This is a genomic window from Streptomyces sp. NPDC001220, from assembly GCF_053597895.1.
Window position 1 is genome coordinate 487,107 of record NZ_JBSFJE010000002.1, and the last position, 19,607, is coordinate 506,713.

The window sequence follows — 19,607 nt, forward strand, 5'->3', positions numbered from 1 at the left end:
ACGTCCGTCACGGGATGGGCAGCACCCCCCTCGCGTTACTTAGGTTAGGCTAACCTAAGTGGAGCGGATCGCTCCCTCCCCCGCTCGGATCGTCCCCGGAGGACCCCCACATGCGCTCGCACCTGCTCAATGACCTGACCGCGGAGCACTACCGCCGCTCCGTGACCGAAGGAGTAGAGCGGGTGGCGGCCAAACTCGCCACCACCGACCGGCCGTTCACGGGTGTCACCGTCGACGCCCTCGCGCCTCTCATCGACGGCATCGACCTCGACCGGCCGCTGCACGACACCACCGCGGTCCTGGACGAGCTGGAGGACGTCTACCTCCGGGACGCCGTCTACTTCCACCACCCCCGCTACCTCGCCCACCTCAACTGCCCGGTGGTCATCCCGGCGGTGCTCGGCGAAGCGGTGCTCACCGCCGTCAACTCCTCCCTGGACACCTGGGACCAGTCGGCCGGCGGCACCCTCATCGAGCGGAAACTGATCGACTGGACGACCGCCCGCATCGGCCTCGGCGAGGCCGCCGACGGCGTGTTCACCTCGGGCGGCACCCAGTCCAACCTCCAGGCGCTGCTGCTGGCCCGGGAGGAGGCGAAGACCGACGCCCTGTCCCGACTGCGGATCTTCGCCTCCGAGGTCAGCCACTTCAGCGTGCAGAAGTCGGCGAAACTGCTCGGCCTCGGCCAGGACGCGGTGGTCTCCGTCCCCGTCGGCCAGGACAAGCGGATGCAGACCGTCGCCCTCGCCCGCGAGCTGGAACGCTGCAAGAGCGACGGCCTGGCGCCCATGGCGGTCGTCGCCACCGCCGGCACCACCGACTTCGGCTCCATCGACCCGCTGCCGGAGATCGCCGAGCTGTGCGAGCAGTACGGCGTCTGGATGCACGTGGACGCGGCCTACGGCTGCGGTCTGCTCGCCTCCCTGAAGCACCGGGACCGGATCGCCGGGATCGAGCGCGCCGACTCGGTCACCGTCGACTACCACAAGTCCTTCTTCCAGCCGGTCAGTTCGTCCGCCGTGCTGGTCCGGGACGCCGCGACCCTGCGCCACGCCACCTACCACGCGGAGTACCTCAACCCACGCCGGACGGTCGAGGAGCGCATCCCCAACCAGGTCGACAAGTCCCTGCAGACCACCCGCCGCTTCGACGCCCTCAAGCTGTGGATGACGCTGCGCACCATGGGCGCCGACGGCATCGGGCAGCTCTTCGACGAGGTCTGCGACCTGGCCGCGGAGGGCTGGCGGCTGCTCGCCGCCGACCCCCGCTTCGACGTCGTCGTCCAGCCGACCCTGTCCACCCTCGTCTTCCGCCACATCCCGGCGGCCGTCACCGACCCGGCCGAGATCGACCGCGCCAACCTGTACGCCCGCAAGGCCCTGTTCGCCTCCGGCGACGCGGTGGTCGCGGGCACCAAGGTGGGCGGCCGCCACTACCTCAAGTTCACCCTGCTCAACCCCGAGACCACGACGGCCGACATCGCCGCCGTCCTCGATCTGATCGCCGGCCACGCCGAGCAGTACCTGGGAGAGCCCCTTGACCGCGCGTCCTGAAAACCCGACCAAGACCCATGACTTCGTGGGGATCGGGCTCGGGCCCTTCAACCTCGGCCTCGCCTGCCTGACCGAGCCGATCGCCGAACTGGACGGCGTCTTCCTGGACTCGAAGCCCGACTTCGAGTGGCACGCCGGCATGTTCCTGGACGGCGCCCACCTGCAGACCCCGTTCATGTCGGACCTGGTCACCCTGGCCGACCCCACCTCGCCGTACTCCTTCCTCAACTACCTGAAGGAGAGAGGCCGGCTGTACTCGTTCTACATCCGCGAGAACTTCTATCCGCTGCGGGTGGAGTACGACGACTACTGCCGCTGGGCCGCGAACAAGCTGACCAACGTCCGCTTCGGCACCACGGTGACGGAAGTGCGCTACGACGACGGGCTGTACGTCGTCGCCACGGCCGCCGGCGACACCTACCGCGCCCGCCGGCTGGTCCTCGGCACCGGCACCCCGCCGTACGTCCCGGAGGCCTGCCAGGGCCTCGGCGGGGACTTCATCCACAACTCGCGCTACCTGAGGCACAAGCAGGAACTCCAGTCCAAGGAGTCGATCACGCTGGTCGGCAGCGGCCAGTCCGCCGCCGAGATCTACCACGACCTGCTCGGCGAGATCGACGTCCACGGCTACCGCCTGAACTGGGTGACCCGCTCCCCGCGCTTCTTCCCCCTCGAATACACCAAGCTCACATTGGAGATGACCAGCCCCGAGTACGTCGACTACTACCACGCCCTGCCCGAGCAGACCCGCTACCGGCTCACCGCCGAGCAGAAGGGTTTGTTCAAGGGGATCGACGGCGACCTGATCAACGAGATCTTCGACCTGCTCTACCAGAAGAGCCTCGGCGGCCCGGTCCCCACCCGGCTGCTCACCAACTCCAGCCTGAACGCGGCTGCCCACGACAACGGCACCTACACCCTCTCCCTGCGCCAGGAGGAACAGGGCAAGGACTACCAGCTGGAGACCCAGGGCCTGGTCCTGGCCACCGGCTACCGGTACACCGAGCCCGAGTTCCTCAGGCCCGTCCGGGACCGGCTGCGCTACGACTCGCACGGCAACTTCGACGTGGCCCGCAACTACGCCGTCGACGTCACCGGCCGGGGTGTGTTCCTGCAGAACGCCGGCGTCCACACCCACAGCATCACCAGCCCCGACCTGGGCATGGGCCCCTACCGGAACGCGTACATCATCCGCGAGCTGCTCGGCTCGGAGTACTACCCGGTGGAGAAGACGATCGCCTTCCAGGAGTTTGCGGTATGACCACGATGACCACGACGTTCACCTTCCGGCCCCTCGACCCGCTCGAGGACGCCGAACTGCTGCACCGCTGGGTGACCCACCCCAAGGCGGCCTACTGGATGATGCAGGACGCGAGACTGGAGGACGTCGAGCGGGCCTACATGGAGATCGCCGCCGACGAGCACCACCACGCGCTGCTGGGGCTCGGCGAGGACGGTGAGCCCGCCTTCCTCATGGAGAGGTACGACCCCGCCCACCGCGAGCTGGTCGGGCTGTACGAGCCCGAGCCGGGGGACGTCGGGATGCACTTCCTGACCCCGGCGACCGACACGCCCGTGCACGGGTTCACCAGGGCCGTCATCACCGCCGTGGTCGCGCAGCTCTTCGAGGACCCGGCGGCCCGCCGGATCGTCGTCGAGCCGGACGTGCGCAACACGGCCGTGCACGCGCTGAACGAGGCCGTCGGGTTCGTGCCCGTGGGCGAGATCCAGAAGCCGGAGAAAACGGCGTTGCTGAGCTTCTGCACCCGGGAGCGGTTCGAGAAGGCGGTGTCCGAATGACCCTCGCGGACGCGGTCGCCCATCTCTCCCCCGAGCGCTGGGAGAAGGCCAACCGGCTCCTGATACGCAAGGCGCTCGCCGAGTTCGCCCACGAGCGCCTGATCACCCCCGAGCAGGACGGGCAGGCGTACGTCGTCCGCAGCGACGACGGGCTCACCCGGTACCGCTTCAGCGCCGTCCGCCGCGCGCTGGACCACTGGCAGGTGGACGCCGACTCCATCGGCCGGGTCCGCGACGGCGCCGAACTCCCGCTCACCGCGCTCGACTTCTTCATCGAGCTGAAGGACTCGCTGGGCCTGAGCGACGAGATCCTGCCGGTCTACCTGGAGGAGATCTCCGCCACCCTCTCCGGCACCTGCTACAAGCTCACCAAGCCGCAGCTCCCGGCCGCCGAGCTGGCCCGGGCCGGCTTCCAGGCGATCGAGACCGGGATGACCGAGGGCCACCCCTGTTTCGTCGCCAACAACGGCCGGCTCGGCTTCGGCATCCACGAGTACCTGTCGTACGCCCCCGAGACCGCGAGCCCGGTCCGGCTGGTCTGGCTGGCGGCCCACAGGTCCCGCGCCGCGTTCACGGCGGGCGTGGGCATCGACTACGAGTCCTTCGTACGGGACGAACTGGGCGAGCAGACCGTCGAGCGATTCCACGGCGTCCTGCGCGAGAAGGGCCTGGACCCCGCCGACTACCTCTTCGTCCCGGTCCACCCCTGGCAGTGGTGGAACAAGCTCACCGTCACCTTCGCCGCCGAGGTCGCCCGCGGGTACCTCGTCTGCCTGGGCGAGGGCGACGACGAGTACCTGGCCCAGCAGTCCATCCGGACCTTCTTCAACAGCTCCCACCCCGAGAAGCACTACGTCAAGACCGCCCTGTCGGTGCTCAACATGGGCTTCATGCGCGGTCTTTCGGCCGCCTACATGGAAGCCACCCCGGCGATCAACGACTGGCTGGCCCAGCTCATCGACAACGACCCGGTGCTGAAGTCCACCGGCCTGTCGATCATCCGGGAGCGGGCGGCCGTCGGCTACCGGCACCTGGAGTACGAGCAGGCGACCGACCGCTACTCGCCGTACCGGAAGATGCTGGCCGCGCTCTGGCGGGAGAGCCCGGTGCCGTCCCTCCGGGAGGGCGAGTCGCTCGCGACGATGGCCTCCCTGGTCCACGTGGACCACGAGGGCGCGTCCTTCGCCACCGCGCTGATCGAGCGGAGCGGACTGACCCCGAAGGACTGGCTGCGGGCCTATCTGAAGGCCTACTTCACCCCGCTCCTGCACAGCTTCTACGCCTACGACCTGGTGTTCATGCCGCACGGCGAGAACGTCGTCCTGGTCCTCAAGGACGGCGTGGTGCAGCGGGCGGTCTACAAGGACATCGCCGAGGAGATCGCGGTCATGGACCCGGACGCGGTGCTGCCGCCGGCGGTCGAACGGCTGCGCGTCGAGGTCCCCGAGGACAAGAAGCTGCTGTCGATCTTCACGGACGTCTTCGACTGCTTCTTCCGCTTCCTCGCCGCGAACCTCGCGGCCGAAGGGGTCCTCACGGAGGACGACTTCTGGCGGACGGTCGCCGAGGTCACCCGTGAGTACCAGGAGTCGGCGCCCGAACTCGCCGACCGGTTCGCGCAGTACGACATGTTCGCGCCCGAGTTCGCGCTGTCCTGCCTCAACCGGCTCCAGCTGCGCAACAACAGGCAGATGGTGGACCTGGCGGACCCGTCGGGCGCCCTCCAGCTGGTCGGAACCCTGAAGAATCCCGTCGCGGGGTTCTGATCCAGGCGGACGGGCTCCCCCGAGTACGGTCCTCGGGGGAGCCCGTCGGTCTTTCCGGTTCAGCTCACTTCGCAGGCCAGGGCACCTGCGGCGAGCGGTAGTAGCCGATGCCCAGGGCGTCCCAGCGGGGCGCCTGCGCGGCGAGCCGCACCTTGTAGGCGTCCCAGTCGTGCGTGGACGCCGGCGACCAGCCCAGCTCCGCCACCCCGGGCAGCCGCGGGAAGGCCATGTAGTCGATGTCGGCGCTGGTCACGAGGGTCTCGGACCACAGCGGCGCCTCGACCCCGCGGACCGCCGAACTCGGCGCGCCCGGCAGGTAGTCGCCCGGATCCCAGTCGTAGGACCGCTTCACCTCCACGAGACCGGCCCAGTCCTGGCCGAGCGGGGTGTCCTCGGTGTACTTCATGTCGAGGTAGAGCCGGTCGGCGGGCGACAGGATCAGCCCGGTGCCGTTCTGCGCGGCCTTGGCCACCTGGGCCTTCTCGTCCGCGCCGGTGTCGTCCAGCCCCCAGTACTGGGCGATCGCCCCCGGTACCGGATGCGCGCCGGTCAGCTGGTGCCAGCCGATCACCGTCTTGCCGTACTTCGCGACGATCGGCTGCACCCGGTCCATGAACGCCACGTAGTCCTCGTGGCTGGTGGAGTGGGCCTCGTCGCCGCCGATGTGGAGATAGCGGCCCGGGGTGAGGGCGGCCAGCTCGCGGATGACGTCGTCCACGAAGTCGTACGTCACCTGCTTCGACACGCACAGCGAGCTGAAGCCGACGTCCGTGCCGGTGTACAGCGGCGGTGCGGTGCCGTCGCAGTTGAGGTCGGCGTAGGAGGCGAGGGCCGCGTTGGTGTGGCCGGGCATGTCGATCTCGGGGACGACCTCGAGGTAGCGGGAGGCCGCGTACCGGACGATCTCCTGGTACTGGGCCTTGGTGTAGTGGCCGCCCGGGCCGCCGCCGACCTGGGTGGAGCCGCCGTAGGTCGCCAGCCGCGGCCAGGAGTCGATGGCGATGCGCCAGCCCTGGTCGTCGCTGAGGTGCAGATGCAGTTCGTTGATCTTGTAGAGGGCCAGCTCGTCGATGTACCGCTTGACCTGGGCCACGGTGAAGAAGTGCCGGGAGACGTCGAGCATCGCGCCCCGGTAGGCGTAGCGCGGGCGGTCGGTGATGGTGCCGCCCGCGACCAGCCAGGGGCCGGGCTGCGCGGTGTCCTTCTCGACGGCCGCCGGGAGCAGCTGACGCAGGGTCTGGACGCCGTGGAAGAGGCCGGCGGGTTCGGCGGCGGTGATGGTGACGCCGTCGCGGCCGCTGTCGAGGCGGTACCCCTCGGCGCCGAACGGGCCCTTGGCGAGGCGGAGTCGGATACCCGAGGTGCCGTGCGTGGTCAGGGGCAGCCGGTAGCCGGTGGACGGCCGCAGCAGGTCCGCGAGGTACTCGGCGACCCGGCGGGCCTCCCGGGAGCCGTCGACGCGGATGGCGGTGTCACGGGTGATGCGGTACGGCGCTCCGCCGGCCTTGACGGAGGCGGGCGCCGGGACGACCCGGTCGAGCGGGGCCGGAACGGGCCCCGGCGTGGGCGGGGTGGCGCCGACCGTGAAGGCGCCGGCCGCCGCGACCAGCAGCAGGGACCCGAGGACGCGGGCCAGGCGGGGAGTACGGGGACTACGGAAAGTACGGGGAGTCGTTCTGTGGTGCGGTCGCACATGCGCTCCCTTCGGCGGAACTCGGTGCAGGGGACTCGGCTGAGGATGCACCACCGACCGGGATTGGTCGAGACCACCCGGCCGTACTTCCGGTGGAACAATCCCCCCATGGCGGAAATCATCCAGAAGGACGCCACCTGGGCCTTCGACGGAGACGCCTTACGGCTGACTCCCGGGCGGGACAGGAACGTCAGTGTGCTGCGCCGGACGCTGGGTGAACTGGTCGTCCCGCTGGCCGCGTTGGCGGGGGTCTCGTTCGAGCAGGGCCGCAGGTCGGGGCGGTTGAGGCTGCGGCTGCGGGACGGCGCCGATCCGCTGCTGCACGCCACCGGCGGCCGTCTCGCCGAGACCCACGACCCCTACCGGCTGACCGTGGAGCCCAACCGGTGCGGCGTCGCCGAGTACTTCACGGACCAGGTGCGCGACGCGCTGCTGCTGGAGCAGGTCCCGGGCACGCCGGTGACCGGGTATCTGCTGCCGGGTCCGCAGCTGCCGCTGTCGGTCTCCGCCGGGGACGGCACGGCCGCCTTCGACGGCGAGCGGGTGCGCCTGGAGTGGAACTGGAAGGCGGAGGACGTGAAGGCCGCCGCCGGCCCCCGCACGCTGGCCCTGGCGGACATCCTGGCCGTGGAGTGGCAGCCGTCCGCCGGACTGGAGAACGGCCATCTGCGGTTCCGGGTGCGGGGTGCGCCGGCCAAGGCGCGGGCCAAGTACGACCCCGACGCGGTGGAGCTGTGGGGGTTCAAGCGGGATCCGCTGATGGCACTGGTCGCGGCGGCGGTGCAGGCGCGGCTGCCGCATCCGTCGACGGCGGCCCTGCCCGGGGTGTCCAAGGCGGCGCAGGAGCCCGAGGCCGATCACGACGCGCTGCTGCGCCGGCTGCGCGAGCTGGGTGAGCTGCGTCGCGAGGGCGTGCTCACGGACGAGGAGTTCGCACTGGCCAAACAGGCGGTCCTCAAACGCATGTGAGGACCGCCTGCCCGGTGACCGCCTACTTGGCCTTGCGCGCCACCGTGAAGTGGTCGATGCGGTCGCCGGTCTCGGCGATGCCCGACACCTTCAGCTTGGCGTACTGGCCGCGCGGCGCCGGCTCGACGTCCACGCGCAGGAACGAGTAGTTGAGGTAGCGCACCCGGGACCAGGCGACGGTCTCGTTGACCTTGCCGTCCTTGGTGTTGATGAAGGAGGCGACGGAGTCGACCTCGTTCAGGTGGCCCTCGTAGGAGTCCGGCGCGGTGAACGCGTACAGGCTGCGGCCCGCGGCGCCCGCCGTGACGTAGACGACACCCTCGGTCTCGGAGTAGGCCGTCTCGCCGATCGGGAGCTTCTTGACGACCTTGTCGCCCTTGATGACGTCGGTGCGCTCGTACTGGTGGTTGTGGCCGTTGATGACCAGGTCCACCGTGTACTTCTCGAACAGCGGCACCCACTCCTGTCGCACGCCCCCCTCCGAGGCGTGCGCCGTGGAGGTGCAGTAGGCGCAGTGGTGGAAGAACACGACGATGAAGTCGATGTCCTTCGAGGCGCGGAACTTCTTGAGCTGCGCCTCGAACCACTTGGTCTGGGTGCCGCCCGAGATGCCGAGGTTCGCCGGGATCTCGAAGGAGACGTCGTTCGGGTCCAGCGAGATGATCGCCGTGTTGCCGTGGACGAAGGAGTAGACGCCCGGCAGGTTCTTCTTGTCCGGCCCGTTGTCGGGCAGGGTGAAGCGGGCTTCCTCGCCGCCGTAGCCGTTCGGCGAGTACCAGGCCTCCATGTCGTGGTTGCCGTAGGACACCATCCACGGCACCGACTTGGCGACCGACTCGGTCTGGGCCAGGAACTGGTCCCACACGCGGGAGTCGAAGCCGGTGTCGGCGGTCTTGCCGGCGCCGGACGGGTCGGCGTAGGCGATGTCGCCGGCGTGCAGGTGGAAGCTGGGGTTCTGGCCGAGGATCAGGCTGTCGTTGGCCAGGCCGTGGTAGCTGACGCCCTGGTCGCCGAAGGCCGTGAAGGTGAACGCCTCCTTGTTGCGGGGGGCGGTGGTGAAGGTGCCGATGGTGCTGGCGTACTGCGGGGCGGCCGGGTCGAAGCCCTCGTGGCCGACGCCGTAGAAGTAGGTGCGGCCCGGCTTGAGGTTGGCCAGCTTCGCGTGCACGTAGTACTGGGTGTGGTCGCCGCTGGCGCCGACGCCGGCCGGGGTGTACAGGGTGCGGATCTCGGCCGGGATCTTGACCGAGAGGTGCGAGGCGTGGGTGCCGATCCGGACAAAGGGCTTCTTGACCGCGACCGGGACCTGCCAGGAGATCGTCATCTCCGTGCTGGCGTCGTTGCCGAAGGCCAGGTGCCGGCCGAACGGCGCCACGTAGGCGCCGTCGACGTACTGGGTGGCGGGGGCGGAGGACTGGGTGGGGACGGCCGCCTGCGCGGTACCGCCCAGCACGAACGAGCCGCCCGTGACGGCGCCGACCGTCACGGCGCCGCCTCTGATCATCGAGCGCCGGGAGAATCTGGCGCGGAGGTACTCGTGCTGCTCGGCCATGCTCATGCGCTCGGCGAGCTCATCGGGTACGCCCATACGAGGAATGTCCATGGCGTCTGAAACTCGTCTCCACAAGCGACGTGGCGCAAGACACAGGATGGACAGGCTGCGAACAGAACCCCATAAGAGATTCAACAGGCCGTTGCCCGGAATCGGGCAGGATTCTTGCTAAACCAGCATCCCGTACTCCAGGATCTACGGGTGCACGACGAACTTGTTGATCATCTGACGCGGTCCACGCCCCTGAGCCGGGGCGAGGCGCTGCGGGTGATACAGGACGTGCTCGCCTACTTCGACGAGACGGCCGGGGACTACGTCCGGCGCCGCCACCGCGAACTGCAGGCAGAGGGCCTGGTGAACGCGGAGATCTTCGAACGGATCGAGGCGGATCTGAAGTACAGGGCGGTCGCCCCGCCGGAGCTCACGCTCCGGCAGCTGCGCCGCATGGTCTACGGCTGAGGAATACGGAACACCTATATATGTGCGGAATTGTCGGATACATCGGTAAGCGTGACGTGGCCCCCCTCCTCCTGGAGGGTCTGCAGCGGCTGGAATACCGCGGCTACGACTCGGCGGGCATCGTCGTCACCTCCCCGAAGGCGGCCGGCCTGAAGATGGTCAAGGCCAAGGGCCGGGTCCGGGACCTGGAGGCAAAGGTCCCGGCGCGCTTCAAGGGCACCGCCGGTATCGCCCACACCCGCTGGGCCACCCACGGCGCGCCCTCCGACGTGAACGCCCACCCGCACATGTCCGCCGACCAGAAGGTCGCCCTCGTCCACAACGGCATCATCGACAACGCCGCCGACCTGCGCCGCAAGCTGGAGGCGGACGGCGTCGAGTTCCTCTCCGAGACCGACACCGAGGTCCTCGTCCACCTCATCGCCCGCTCCCAGGCGGAGACCCTGGAGGAGCGGGTCCGCCAGGCGCTGCGCCTGATCGAGGGCACCTACGGCATCGCCGTGATGCACGCCGACTTCCCCGAGCGCATCGTGGTGGCCCGCAACGGCTCCCCGGTCGTCCTCGGCATCGGCGACAAGGAGATGTTCGTCGCCTCCGACATCGCGGCCCTGGTCACCCACACCCGCCAGATAGTGACCCTGGACGACGGCGAGATGGCCACCCTCAAGGCCGACGACTTCCGGACCTACACCACCGAGGGCACCCGCACGACCGCCGAGCCGACCACCGTGGAGTGGGAGGCCGAGTCGTACGACATGGGCGGCCACGACACCTACATGCACAAGGAGATCTCCGAGCAGCCCGACGCGGTCGACCGCGTGCTGCGCGGCCGGATCGACGACCGCTTCTCCACCGTGCACCTCGGCGGCCTCAACCTCGACGCCCGGGACGCGCGTGCCGTGCGCAGGGTGAAGATCCTCGGCTGCGGCACCTCGTACCACGCGGGCATGATCGGCGCCCAGATGATCGAGGAGCTGGCCCGGATCCCCGCGGACGCCGAACCGGCCTCCGAGTTCCGCTACCGCAACCCGGTCGTCGACCCCGACACCCTGTACATCGCGGTCTCCCAGTCCGGTGAGACCTACGACGTGCTCGCCGCCGTCCAGGAGCTGAAGCGCAAGGGCGCGCGGGTGCTGGGCGTGGTGAACGTGGTCGGCTCGGCGATCGCCCGCGAGGCGGACGGCGGCATGTACGTGCACGCCGGGCCGGAGGTCTGCGTGGTCTCGACGAAGTGCTTCACGAACACGACGGTCGCGTTCGCGTTGCTGGCGCTGCACCTGGGCCGCACCCGTGACCTCTCGGTCCGCGACGGCAAGCGGATCATCGACGGTCTGCGCAAGCTGCCGGGCCAGATCTCGGAGATCCTCGCCCAGGAGGCGGAGATCGAGAAGCTGGCCGCGGAGTACGCCGACGCCCGCTCGATGCTCTTCATCGGCCGCGTCCGGGGCTATCCGGTGGCCCGCGAGGCGTCCCTGAAGCTCAAGGAGGTCTCCTACATCCACGCGGAGGCCTACCCGGCGTCCGAGCTGAAGCACGGCCCGCTGGCCCTGATCGAGCCGGCGCTCCCCACGGTGGCGATCGTCCCCGACGACGACCTCCTGGAGAAGAACCGCGCGGCCCTGGAGGAGATCAAGGCCCGCAGCGGCAAGATCCTGGCGGTGGCCCACCAGCACCAGGAGAAGGCGGACCGCACGATCGTCGTCCCGAAGAACGAGGACGAGCTCGACCCCATCCTGATGGGCATCCCCCTCCAACTCCTCGCCTACCACACGGCGAAGGCGCTGGGCCGCGACATCGACAAGCCGCGCAACCTGGCGAAGTCGGTGACGGTGGAGTAGGTCCGTTTGCCCGCACGGGCCGGTGGGGGCTGGTCGCGCAGTTCCCCGCGCCTCTAAAGGGGCGCCTGCCCCTGGTCTTTTCAGGGGCGCGGGGAACTGCGCGAGCAACCCCCACGCAGCCGCACGGGCCGACGAAACCGAACGGACCCCCGCGTGTGCCACCAAGCCACGGGGGGTCCGCTCTATATGTCGCCGGGGACGCCCAACTCCCCGGCGTCGGCTGCCCTATCAGCCGGTGGCCGTCACCCCCCGGCCGGCAGCCCGCCTCGGAAGAACCGTCGGCCAGTGCGCGAGCGCGGCCGTCGCGGCGTACCAGGCCACCGCCCCCGCCGCCACGGCGACCCAGCCGCCCACCTTGACCAGCGAGGAGCTGTCGGCGAAGTTCGCGACAGCGAGCAGCAGCATCGACAGGAACAGCAGCGCGTGCATGCCCTGTCCGAGCGTGTCACCGCCCGCGAGGGTCAACGACAGTGCCACCAGGGCGAAGAGGAGCAGGAAGAGCCCGGTCGCGTTGGCCGAGGCGTTGGAGCCGGTCGAGACGGCCCAGGTGAACCAGAGGGCACCGAGGGCCACATAGCCCGTGCCGTTCACGGTGTCACGGTCACGGAAGGCCAGCAGGCCGACGAGGAAGAGGGCGACTCCGCCCACATAGTGGGCGACTGACACGGCGTCGGACGTGGTGACGTCGTCGATCACGCCGGTGGTGCCGATGCCGAACGCCAACAGGGTGATCCCCAGGGCGAGTCGGCCGGCCACGGTAGTGGTTCCGCTTCCCGCAGAGACGTCGTTGTCCACGGCGGGCTCCCTTCATGCTTTGTGCAGTTGTGCGCGGTGACCGGTATATGCCCTTCACAAGGGCACAAACACCTCTACGCACGAGTAGATTTACGCATCGCACAAAGGGAGCCGAGCCGTACCCACGGCGCATCTCACCTGGGAGAACGCGGAGTTACGGAATGACAACGACGGGCCGCTTGGCCCGCTTGGCGAGTCTGCCCGCGACAGAGCCGAAGATCCGCCCGACGATCCCGTGGGTCGACCCCACGACGATCGCGTCGGCCTCGTACTCCCGCCCCACCTCTTCGAGTTCGTGGCAGATGTCACCGCCGCGCTCGACGAGGATCCAGGGCACCTCGGCCAGGTAGTCGGCGCAGGCGAGTTCGAGACCGAGCACCTCGGTGCGGTGGTCCGGCACGTCGACGAAGACGGGTGGCTCGCAGCCGGCCCACACAGTGGTCGGCAGTCGGTTGGCGACGTGGACGATGATCAGCCCGGCGCGGGAGCGATGTGCCATCCCGATCGCATAGGCGAGGGCGCGCTCACTGGAGGTGGAGCCGTCGAAGCCGACGACCACTCCGTGCTTGAAGGCGGGATCGCAGGAAGGGCGTGGCTCTTCCGCCGCCAGCGCATCGGCCGCCGTGGGGTCGGCAACCGGCCGCTTGCGGTCCGCTGGATCGAAGAATTCGTGACCGGCCATGGCTGTCTCGGAGTTGTGATCCTTTGTGGGAGGGGACGACAGTGTGCGGCGGAGCTGTGTCCGGGAAACATCTTCCCAACCCCATACCCCCAAGGGTACGGCGGCACGCCTCCTCAGCCCAGATCCCGCGCACGCTCCGTAGGGGGCCTTCCCCGGAGTCGGTTAGGAGTTCCAGGGAGCATGCACGAGCCGCGCCCGTAACGCAATGGTTGCTGCCCCGTACAGGCGGTTTGCACAGGATTCGGACAGGCCCGGGGTCCACGCACGGTGACCGACCGCTCGAACACGCGTTGAACCCGGCGGCAGCACCACCACGGAGCCGCGGCAGGGGCACACCGCCCGGGAGACCAGGGAGACACGCACATGTCCGGACCGCGCCCGAAACCCGACCCGCACCCCACCCAGGACGCCGCGGGTGACGTCGTCCGCTGGGCCGCGTTCTCCTGCGTCCTCGTCCCCGTGGTGCTCCTCTGGTCCGGCACCTCGCCGGCCGGCGCCGGCGGCACCGCCCTCGGCCTGGCCGCCGTCACCGCCGCCTGCCGGTACCTGCTGCGCCGCTCGGAGCACGGGACGGCACCCCATGGAAAACCCCATGGAAAACCCCCCGGCAAATCCCACGGAACACCGCACCGGGCGCCCCACCGGGCCCCCCATCGGGCGCCGCACCGGGCCCCCCGCGGAGCGGTCCGGGGAGGCGGACGTCACACTAGGGGCGGTACACCGGTCGACTGACCGGTTTCCGCGCACGGGAACGCTTCTTTTCAGCCAACTTCCCGACCCTGTGCAAGAGGGGCCCCGACCACCCCCCAACCCCCGTTCCACCTGCACGGAAAGGGTCCGGGGGACCCTGCGCACCCTACGCGGTTTGGCCACTGCCACGAGGCGTACTTCCCTGCACGGCCCGTGAGTGCAACGCTTCGTGATCGAATGCTTCACGCCAAGTTGTCATGTCGACAATCTACGGCGTGTCGAACTGGTCACCGCGAGACCGCGGGAACCAGTAGATTCGATCTTGACGTCTTACGGCGGGGGACTCGTGCAGGACCGAGGGGAAACGTGCAGGAGCGACACAACCGAGGAGCCGCGACCACCGAGGGGGGCTTAGCAGTATGAGCCACGACTCCACTGCCGCGCCGGAAGCCGCGGCCCGGAAACTCTCCGGGCGACGCCGCAAGGAGATCGTCGCGGTGCTGCTGTTCAGCGGCGGCCCCATCTTCGAGAGTTCCATACCGCTGTCGGTGTTCGGGATAGACCGCCAGGACGCCGGCGTACCGCGCTACCGACTACTGGTGTGCGGAGGCGAGGAAGGCCCGCTGCGGACCACAGGGGGCCTGGAACTCACCGCGCCACATGGCCTGGAGGCGATCTCACGCGCCGGCACGGTCGTCGTACCGGCCTGGCGATCGATCACCGCGCCACCGCCCGAAGAGGCACTGGACGCGCTGCGCCGCGCCCATGAAGAAGGGGCCCGCATAGTCGGGCTGTGCACCGGCGCGTTCGTACTGGCCGCCGCCGGACTGCTGGACGGCCGCCCGGCCACCACCCACTGGATGTACGCGCCGACGCTGGCCAAGCGCTATCCGTCGGTGCACGTCGACCCACGCGAACTCTTCGTGGACGACGGCGACGTCCTGACGTCCGCCGGTACGGCGGCCGGAATCGACCTCTGTCTCCACATCGTGCGGACGGACCACGGCAACGAGGCGGCCGGCGCGCTCGCCCGCCGCCTGGTGGTTCCCCCGCGCCGCTCGGGCGGTCAGGAGCGCTACCTCGATCGATCTTTACCAGAGGAGATCGGCGCCGACCCGCTCGCCGAGGTCGTCGCCTGGGCGCTGGAGCACCTCCACGAGCAGTTCGACGTGGAGACGCTGGCGGCACGCGCGTACATGAGCCGCCGGACCTTCGACCGGCGCTTCCGCTCGCTGACGGGCAGTGCCCCGCTGCAGTGGCTGATCACGCAACGGGTCCTCCAGGCGCAGCGTCTCCTGGAGACGTCCGACTACTCGGTGGACGAGGTGGCGGGCCGTTGCGGCTTCCGCTCCCCCGTCGCCCTGCGCGGTCACTTCCGCCGCCAGCTGGGTTCGTCCCCGGCGGCGTACCGGGCGGCGTACCGGGCGAGGCGGCCGCAGTCCGAGCGTGCCGACGCGCCGGAACCGGCACCGTTGCCACCGACGGGCCCGCTGACGGTCCAGTACCCCGAGGGGGTACTCCCGATGCAGACCCGCAGGACAGCGGCGGTAGGCCTCTCGGCCAGCCTGCCGGGGCCCCGCACGGGCAGCTGACGCAGGCCTGCCCACCCGACACCCTCGGGTGGGCAGGCCCCGGCCCTTCGTCCGGCCGCCACCCGACCCGGTAGGACAAGGGGTGGGGCCGACGACGGCTCTCAACCGCCCCTTCCGGCCGTCTGGTGCCCAGGAACGGCGGCGCCCAGCCACCGCGCCCCGACCGCCCGGCGGTCGAAGGCGACGGCGCTCGGCCACCCCTTTCCGCCCGTCCGGCGTCCGTGGACGAGGCCGTGGGCCGATGATGCGGAGGTACGGGGGCGGCAGCCCCGTGACGCCGGCGCCGCACCCGGGACCCCCGCGACGCCGGCGCCGCACCCGGGGGCTCCAGACGTCGGCTCCGCATCCGGGACCCCGCGACGTCGGCGCCGCACCCGGGGCCCCCAAACGGCGGCGCCAGCTTTAGGGTGGTCGCATGAACGATCGCATGGTGTGGATCGACTGCGAGATGACCGGCCTCTCGCTGTCCGACGACGCGCTCATCGAGGTGGCCGCACTGGTCACCGACTCCGAGCTGAACGTGCTCGGCGAGGGCGTGGACATCGTCATCCGTCCGCCGGCCAAGGCACTGGAGACGATGCCGGAGGTGGTGCGCCAGATGCACACCTCGTCCGGCCTGCTCGACGAGCTGGCCGGCGGCACGACGCTGGCCGAGGCCGAGGAGCAGGTCCTGGCCTATGTCCGGGAGCACGTGAAGGAACCCGGCAAGGCCCCGCTGTGCGGCAACTCCGTCGGCACCGACCGCGGCTTCCTCTCCCGGGACATGCCGGACCTGGAGGGCTACCTCCACTACCGGATCGTCGACGTGTCCAGCGTGAAGGAGCTGGCCCGGCGCTGGTACCCGCGGGCGTACTTCAACAGCCCGGAGAAGAACGGCAACCACCGCGCCCTCGCCGACATCCGCGAGTCGATCGCCGAACTGCGCTACTACCGCGAGGCCATCTTCGTACCGCAGCCCGGCCCGGACTCGGACACCGCGCGGACGATCGCCGCCCGCCACGTCCTGCCTGCGGAATAGGCGTTCGGGAGGTCCCCGCGGGCGCTCCCGTAAAGCCGTGCGCGAGCACCCCTTCGGACCCTGTACACTTTTTCTCGGCCGGTCGGAGAAACCACAGAATCACCGCCGGTCGTGGTGGGTGTAGCTCAGCTGGTAGAGCACCTGGTTGTGGTCCAGGATGTCGCGGGTTCGAGTCCCGTCACTCACCCTCACCGACCAAGGGTCGGCCTGCGGAAGCAGGCCGACCCTTGGTGTTTCCGGTCATCGGTGGACCGACACCGGACCGGCAGCCGCCCGTGGGCACGGGCGTGGCCGTCCGGGCAGATCCTAGGAGGAGGCCCGGGTCACCAGTTCCGTCGGCAGTACCGCGTGCCGGCGCTCCAGGCCCCGGGACACGGCCGGGCGGCGGTCGGCGATCTCCGCGAGGAGGAGGTCGATCATCGCGCGGCCCATCTCCTCGATGGGCTGGCGGACGCTGGTGAGCGGCGGGTCCATATGGCGGGCGATGGCCGAGTCGTCGTAACCGACCAGCGCCACGTCGTCGGGGATGCGGCGGCCCAGCTCGCGCAGCACCTGGCGGGCGCCGGACGCCATCACGTCCGAGCCGGCGAAGACGGCGTCCAGGTCGGGGCGCCGCTCCAGCAGCAGGGACATGGCCCGGCGGCCGCCCTCCTCGGTGAAGTCACCGGGGACGACGAGGAGTTCGTCCACCTCCCGGCCGGCGTCCCGAAGAGCGTCGCGGTAGCCGTCGACGCGGCGCTGGGCGCCGTACACGTCCAGGCGGCCGGTGACGTGCGCGATCGTCCGGCGGCCGCCGGCCAGCAGGTGCTCGACCGCCGAGCGCCCGCCGCCGTAGTTGTCGGAGTCGACCGAGGTCAGCGTCTCCGCGGCGGAGCGCGGGCCGCTGATCACGGCGGGGATCTCCAGCTGGGCGAGGAGGTCGGGCAGCGGGTCGTCGGCGTGGACGGACACGAGCAGGACGCCGTCCACCCGGTGGGCGGCGAGGTACTGGGCGAGCCGTTCCCGCTCCCGGTCGCTGCCCGCGAAGATCAGCAGCAACTGCATCTCGGTCTCGGAGAGTTCGGCGCCGACACCGCGGAGCATGTCCGAGAAGTACGGTTCCGCGAAGAACCGGGTCTCCGGCTCGGGGACCACCAGGGCGATGGCGTCGGTGCGGTTGGCCGCGAGGGCCCGGGCGGCGGTGTTCGGAACATAGCCGAGTTCGGCGACCGCGGCCTCGACGGCGGCCCGGGTGGCGTCGCTGACCCGGGGCGAGCCGTTGATCACCCGCGACACGGTTCCCCGCCCCACCCCGGCCCGGGCGGCGACTTCTTCGAGGGTGGGCCGACCACCACTACGCCCCCGCGCTCCGTGGCTTGCCATGGGCTCCGCCCTTCTCGCCGCGTTCATCTTGCCGGCCTGGAATGTAACAGCCTCGTCTTTCGGGATGACCTCTGCCGGGGGCTGCCGTTCTCCCGGCCCCCCGCTTCGGCCCGAACGCCCTCGGCGCACAGCACCGGGCGGGCCGGGCGGCGTCGGGACCGGACGCCGTCCGGACCGAGGGCGCGGCCGGACGCGGTCGTCGGCGGACACCCCGCGGGCCGAGTCCTGGGTGGCGACCGGCCGTCGGGCCTCCGCCGCCCCGGGTCCCCCGGGCCCTCCAACCGCCGTTAGCTAACAGCCGGATAACCGAACACATCCCTCCGCGTCCACTCCCTTGACACCCCGCCCCGAACCGACGACCCTTCAACACATCACCGGTGGGAGCGCTCCCACAGTACCTGACACATACACATCCCGCACGTTCCCCGCCCGAGCCGCAGCGAGAAACACACGGGCCCAACAATGCAGTTGGCCGGGGGGTCGGCACGTCAGGGCAACAGGAGGACGTAATGCGAGCACGTACCCGAACCGCCTCCCGCAAGGCGGTCGTCCTGGCGGCAGTCGTGTCGCTGGGAGGAGCGTTGCTGGCCGGCTGTGCCGACGACAGTGGTGGCGGCAGTGACGGCACCAGCGGCGGCGGCAAGGGCAAGACGACGATCACGCTCGGCCTGTTCGGCACGTTCGGCTTCAAGGAGGCCGGGCTGTACAAGGAGTACGAGAAGCTCCACCCCAACATCGTCATCAAGGACACCTCGGTCGAGCAGAACGCGAACTACTACCCGGCACTCGTCAACCATCTGACCACCAACAGCGGTCTGATGGACGTCCAGGCCGTCGAAGTCAGCAACATCGCCGAGGTCACCAGCACGTTCGCGGACAAGCTGGAGGACCTGTCCAAGGTCGGCGGCGTCTCGGAGAGCAACTGGCTGGACTGGAAGTGGAAGCAGGCCACGACCAGCGGTGGGCAGACCATCGGACTCGGCACCGACGTCGGTCCGCTCGGCATCTGCTACCGGAAGGACCTCTTCCAGAAGGCCGGCCTGCCCACCGACCGCGACGCGGTGAGCAAGCTCTGGGCGGGCAGCTGGGACAAGTTCGTCCAGGCCGGCGAGCAGTACAAGAAGAAGGCACCCTCCGGGACCACCTTCATGGACTCCCCCGGTGGTCTCCTGAACGCGATCCTGTCCAGTGAGAGCACCAAGTTCTACGACTCCTCCGGCAAGATCATCTACAAGACGAACCCGGCCGTGAAGACCGCGTTCGACCAGACCGCGAAGGCCGCGCAGGAAGGACTGGTCCAGGCGCAGACCCAGTTCCAGCCGTCCTGGAACAGCACGATCGCCAACAACAAGTTCGCGGCGATGTCCTGCCCGCCGTGGATGCTCGGCTACATCAAGGGCCAGTCGAAGGCGGACGCGGCCGGCAAGTGGGACGTGGCCCAGGCGCCGAAGGCCGGCAACTGGGGCGGGTCCTTCCTGACCGTGCCCAAGAGCGGCAAGAACGTCGCGGAGGCCGAGAAGCTGGTCGCCTGGCTGACCGCACCCGAACAGCAGGCCAAGCTCTTCAGCGTGCAGGGCTCCTTCCCGAGCGCGCCGTCGACGTACACCTCGGCGGCGGTGACCGGCGCCAAGAACGACATGACCGGTGACGCCCCGATCGGCACGATCTTCGCCGAGGCCGCCAAGAGCAGCCCGGTGCAGGTCATCGGCCCGAAGGACCAGATCATCCAGGACGGTCTGGCCAACAACGGCGTCGTCCTCGTCACCAAGGGCAAGTCGCCCGAGGAGGCCTGGAACACGGCCGTCAAGACCATCGACAACAGCCTGGACAAGTGACCG

Annotated in this window: 16 protein-coding genes and 1 tRNA gene; 12 read left to right on the forward strand and 5 right to left on the reverse strand. The window is 69.8% G+C overall.

Features of this window, described 5'->3' with window-relative positions; translation table 11 throughout:
- Nucleotides 1-110 precede the first annotated feature (110 nt).
- From desA to ACWDGI_RS06765, 4 genes are read left to right on the forward strand one after another with little or no spacing between them, the layout of a single operon-like run.
- Nucleotides 111-1,553, forward strand: a complete 1,443-nt coding sequence (gene desA / locus ACWDGI_RS06750; RefSeq protein WP_450756048.1) for a lysine decarboxylase DesA — start codon at nucleotides 111-113, stop codon at nucleotides 1,551-1,553.
- Nucleotides 1,537-2,814, forward strand: coding sequence for a lysine N(6)-hydroxylase/L-ornithine N(5)-oxygenase family protein (locus ACWDGI_RS06755; protein ID WP_450756050.1), 1,278 nt, complete (start codon nucleotides 1,537-1,539; stop codon nucleotides 2,812-2,814). Before desA ends, ACWDGI_RS06755 begins: the two co-directional genes overlap by 17 nt.
- Nucleotides 2,811-3,353 carry a GNAT family N-acetyltransferase gene (locus ACWDGI_RS06760; protein WP_450756052.1) on the forward strand — a complete coding sequence of 181 codons (543 nt, stop codon included), beginning with the start codon at nucleotides 2,811-2,813 and terminating at the stop codon, nucleotides 3,351-3,353. The genes ACWDGI_RS06755 and ACWDGI_RS06760 overlap by 4 nt, the downstream gene beginning before the upstream one ends.
- Nucleotides 3,350-5,119, forward strand: a complete 1,770-nt coding sequence (locus ACWDGI_RS06765) for an IucA/IucC family protein (protein WP_450756054.1) — start codon at nucleotides 3,350-3,352, stop codon at nucleotides 5,117-5,119. Before ACWDGI_RS06760 ends, ACWDGI_RS06765 begins: the two co-directional genes overlap by 4 nt.
- A 64-nt stretch (nucleotides 5,120-5,183) precedes the next feature.
- On the opposite strand, the gene ACWDGI_RS06770 is transcribed toward ACWDGI_RS06765, so the two are convergent.
- Nucleotides 5,184-6,812: a beta-N-acetylhexosaminidase gene (locus tag ACWDGI_RS06770; protein WP_450756055.1), complete on the reverse strand. Its 1,629-nt coding sequence runs from the start codon at nucleotides 6,810-6,812 to the stop codon at nucleotides 5,184-5,186.
- Nucleotides 6,813-6,920: 108 nt separating this feature from the next.
- On the opposite strand from ACWDGI_RS06770, the gene ACWDGI_RS06775 reads away from it, so the two are divergent.
- A complete protein-coding gene (locus ACWDGI_RS06775) occupies nucleotides 6,921-7,781 on the forward strand; it encodes a DUF4429 domain-containing protein (protein WP_450756056.1) in 861 nt (286 codons plus the stop codon).
- 22 nt (nucleotides 7,782-7,803) lie between these two features.
- Here ACWDGI_RS06775 and ACWDGI_RS06780 read toward each other — a convergent pair whose 3' ends face one another.
- Nucleotides 7,804-9,369 carry a purple acid phosphatase family protein gene (locus ACWDGI_RS06780; protein ID WP_450756058.1) on the reverse strand — a complete coding sequence of 522 codons (1,566 nt, stop codon included), beginning with the start codon at nucleotides 9,367-9,369 and terminating at the stop codon, nucleotides 7,804-7,806.
- 165 nt (nucleotides 9,370-9,534) lie between these two features.
- Between ACWDGI_RS06780 and ACWDGI_RS06785 the strand changes: the two genes are divergently transcribed.
- Nucleotides 9,535-9,792 carry a hypothetical protein gene (locus ACWDGI_RS06785; protein WP_362574145.1) on the forward strand — a complete coding sequence of 86 codons (258 nt, stop codon included), beginning with the start codon at nucleotides 9,535-9,537 and terminating at the stop codon, nucleotides 9,790-9,792.
- A gap of 20 nt (nucleotides 9,793-9,812) precedes the next feature.
- Nucleotides 9,813-11,630 carry a glutamine--fructose-6-phosphate transaminase (isomerizing) gene (glmS, locus tag ACWDGI_RS06790; RefSeq protein WP_450756060.1) on the forward strand — a complete coding sequence of 606 codons (1,818 nt, stop codon included), beginning with the start codon at nucleotides 9,813-9,815 and terminating at the stop codon, nucleotides 11,628-11,630.
- Between the two features lie 228 nt (nucleotides 11,631-11,858).
- Here glmS and ACWDGI_RS06795 read toward each other — a convergent pair whose 3' ends face one another.
- Nucleotides 11,859-12,425 carry a GPR1/FUN34/YaaH family transporter gene (locus ACWDGI_RS06795; RefSeq protein WP_450756062.1) on the reverse strand — a complete coding sequence of 189 codons (567 nt, stop codon included), beginning with the start codon at nucleotides 12,423-12,425 and terminating at the stop codon, nucleotides 11,859-11,861.
- Between the two features lie 154 nt (nucleotides 12,426-12,579).
- Nucleotides 12,580-13,107 carry a universal stress protein gene (locus ACWDGI_RS06800; protein WP_384998628.1) on the reverse strand — a complete coding sequence of 176 codons (528 nt, stop codon included), beginning with the start codon at nucleotides 13,105-13,107 and terminating at the stop codon, nucleotides 12,580-12,582.
- A gap of 363 nt (nucleotides 13,108-13,470) precedes the next feature.
- Between ACWDGI_RS06800 and ACWDGI_RS06805 the strand changes: the two genes are divergently transcribed.
- The 4 genes from ACWDGI_RS06805 to ACWDGI_RS06820 all read left to right on the forward strand — a co-directional run bounded on the left by ACWDGI_RS06805 (nucleotide 13,471) and on the right by ACWDGI_RS06820 (nucleotide 16,594).
- Nucleotides 13,471-13,839 carry a hypothetical protein gene (locus ACWDGI_RS06805; RefSeq protein ID WP_450756064.1) on the forward strand — a complete coding sequence of 123 codons (369 nt, stop codon included), beginning with the start codon at nucleotides 13,471-13,473 and terminating at the stop codon, nucleotides 13,837-13,839.
- A 377-nt stretch (nucleotides 13,840-14,216) separates the two neighbouring features.
- On the forward strand, nucleotides 14,217-15,389 hold the full coding sequence (locus ACWDGI_RS06810) for a helix-turn-helix domain-containing protein (RefSeq protein ID WP_450756066.1): 1,173 nt from the start codon (nucleotides 14,217-14,219) through the stop codon (nucleotides 15,387-15,389).
- Between the two features lie 415 nt (nucleotides 15,390-15,804).
- Nucleotides 15,805-16,407 carry an oligoribonuclease gene (gene orn, locus ACWDGI_RS06815; protein WP_450756068.1) on the forward strand — a complete coding sequence of 201 codons (603 nt, stop codon included), beginning with the start codon at nucleotides 15,805-15,807 and terminating at the stop codon, nucleotides 16,405-16,407.
- A gap of 114 nt (nucleotides 16,408-16,521) precedes the next feature.
- Nucleotides 16,522-16,594: transfer RNA gene (locus ACWDGI_RS06820), tRNA-His, on the forward strand.
- Nucleotides 16,595-16,713: 119 nt separating this feature from the next.
- Here the strand turns inward: ACWDGI_RS06820 and ACWDGI_RS06825 are convergent.
- Complete coding sequence (locus tag ACWDGI_RS06825) at nucleotides 16,714-17,769, reverse strand: LacI family DNA-binding transcriptional regulator (RefSeq protein ID WP_450756070.1); 1,056 nt, start codon at nucleotides 17,767-17,769, stop codon at nucleotides 16,714-16,716.
- 509 nt (nucleotides 17,770-18,278) lie between these two features.
- On the opposite strand from ACWDGI_RS06825, the gene ACWDGI_RS06830 reads away from it, so the two are divergent.
- Complete coding sequence (locus tag ACWDGI_RS06830; protein WP_450756072.1) at nucleotides 18,279-19,604, forward strand: ABC transporter substrate-binding protein; 1,326 nt, start codon at nucleotides 18,279-18,281, stop codon at nucleotides 19,602-19,604.
- The last annotated feature ends 3 nt before the right edge of the window (nucleotides 19,605-19,607 follow it).

What these genes read in the sequence shown, in the direction of transcription:
- desA (WP_450756048.1), top strand. Translation starts at nt 111, where the DNA reads ATGCGCTCGCACCTGCTCAATGACCTGACCGCGGAGCACTACCGCCGC.
- ACWDGI_RS06760 (WP_450756052.1), top strand. Translation starts at nt 2,811, where the DNA reads ATGACCACGATGACCACGACGTTCACCTTCCGGCCCCTCGACCCGCTC.
- ACWDGI_RS06765 (WP_450756054.1), top strand. Translation starts at nt 3,350, where the DNA reads ATGACCCTCGCGGACGCGGTCGCCCATCTCTCCCCCGAGCGCTGGGAG.
- ACWDGI_RS06775 (WP_450756056.1), top strand. Translation starts at nt 6,921, where the DNA reads ATGGCGGAAATCATCCAGAAGGACGCCACCTGGGCCTTCGACGGAGAC.
- ACWDGI_RS06780 (WP_450756058.1), bottom strand. Translation starts at nt 9,369, where the DNA reads ATGGGCGTACCCGATGAGCTCGCCGAGCGCATGAGCATGGCCGAGCAG.
- glmS (WP_450756060.1), top strand. Translation starts at nt 9,813, where the DNA reads ATGTGCGGAATTGTCGGATACATCGGTAAGCGTGACGTGGCCCCCCTC.
- ACWDGI_RS06800 (WP_384998628.1), bottom strand. Translation starts at nt 13,107, where the DNA reads ATGGCCGGTCACGAATTCTTCGATCCAGCGGACCGCAAGCGGCCGGTT.
- ACWDGI_RS06805 (WP_450756064.1), top strand. Translation starts at nt 13,471, where the DNA reads ATGTCCGGACCGCGCCCGAAACCCGACCCGCACCCCACCCAGGACGCC.
- ACWDGI_RS06810 (WP_450756066.1), top strand. Translation starts at nt 14,217, where the DNA reads ATGAGCCACGACTCCACTGCCGCGCCGGAAGCCGCGGCCCGGAAACTC.
- orn (WP_450756068.1), top strand. Translation starts at nt 15,805, where the DNA reads ATGAACGATCGCATGGTGTGGATCGACTGCGAGATGACCGGCCTCTCG.
- ACWDGI_RS06825 (WP_450756070.1), bottom strand. Translation starts at nt 17,769, where the DNA reads ATGGCAAGCCACGGAGCGCGGGGGCGTAGTGGTGGTCGGCCCACCCTC.
- ACWDGI_RS06830 (WP_450756072.1), top strand. Translation starts at nt 18,279, where the DNA reads ATGCGAGCACGTACCCGAACCGCCTCCCGCAAGGCGGTCGTCCTGGCG.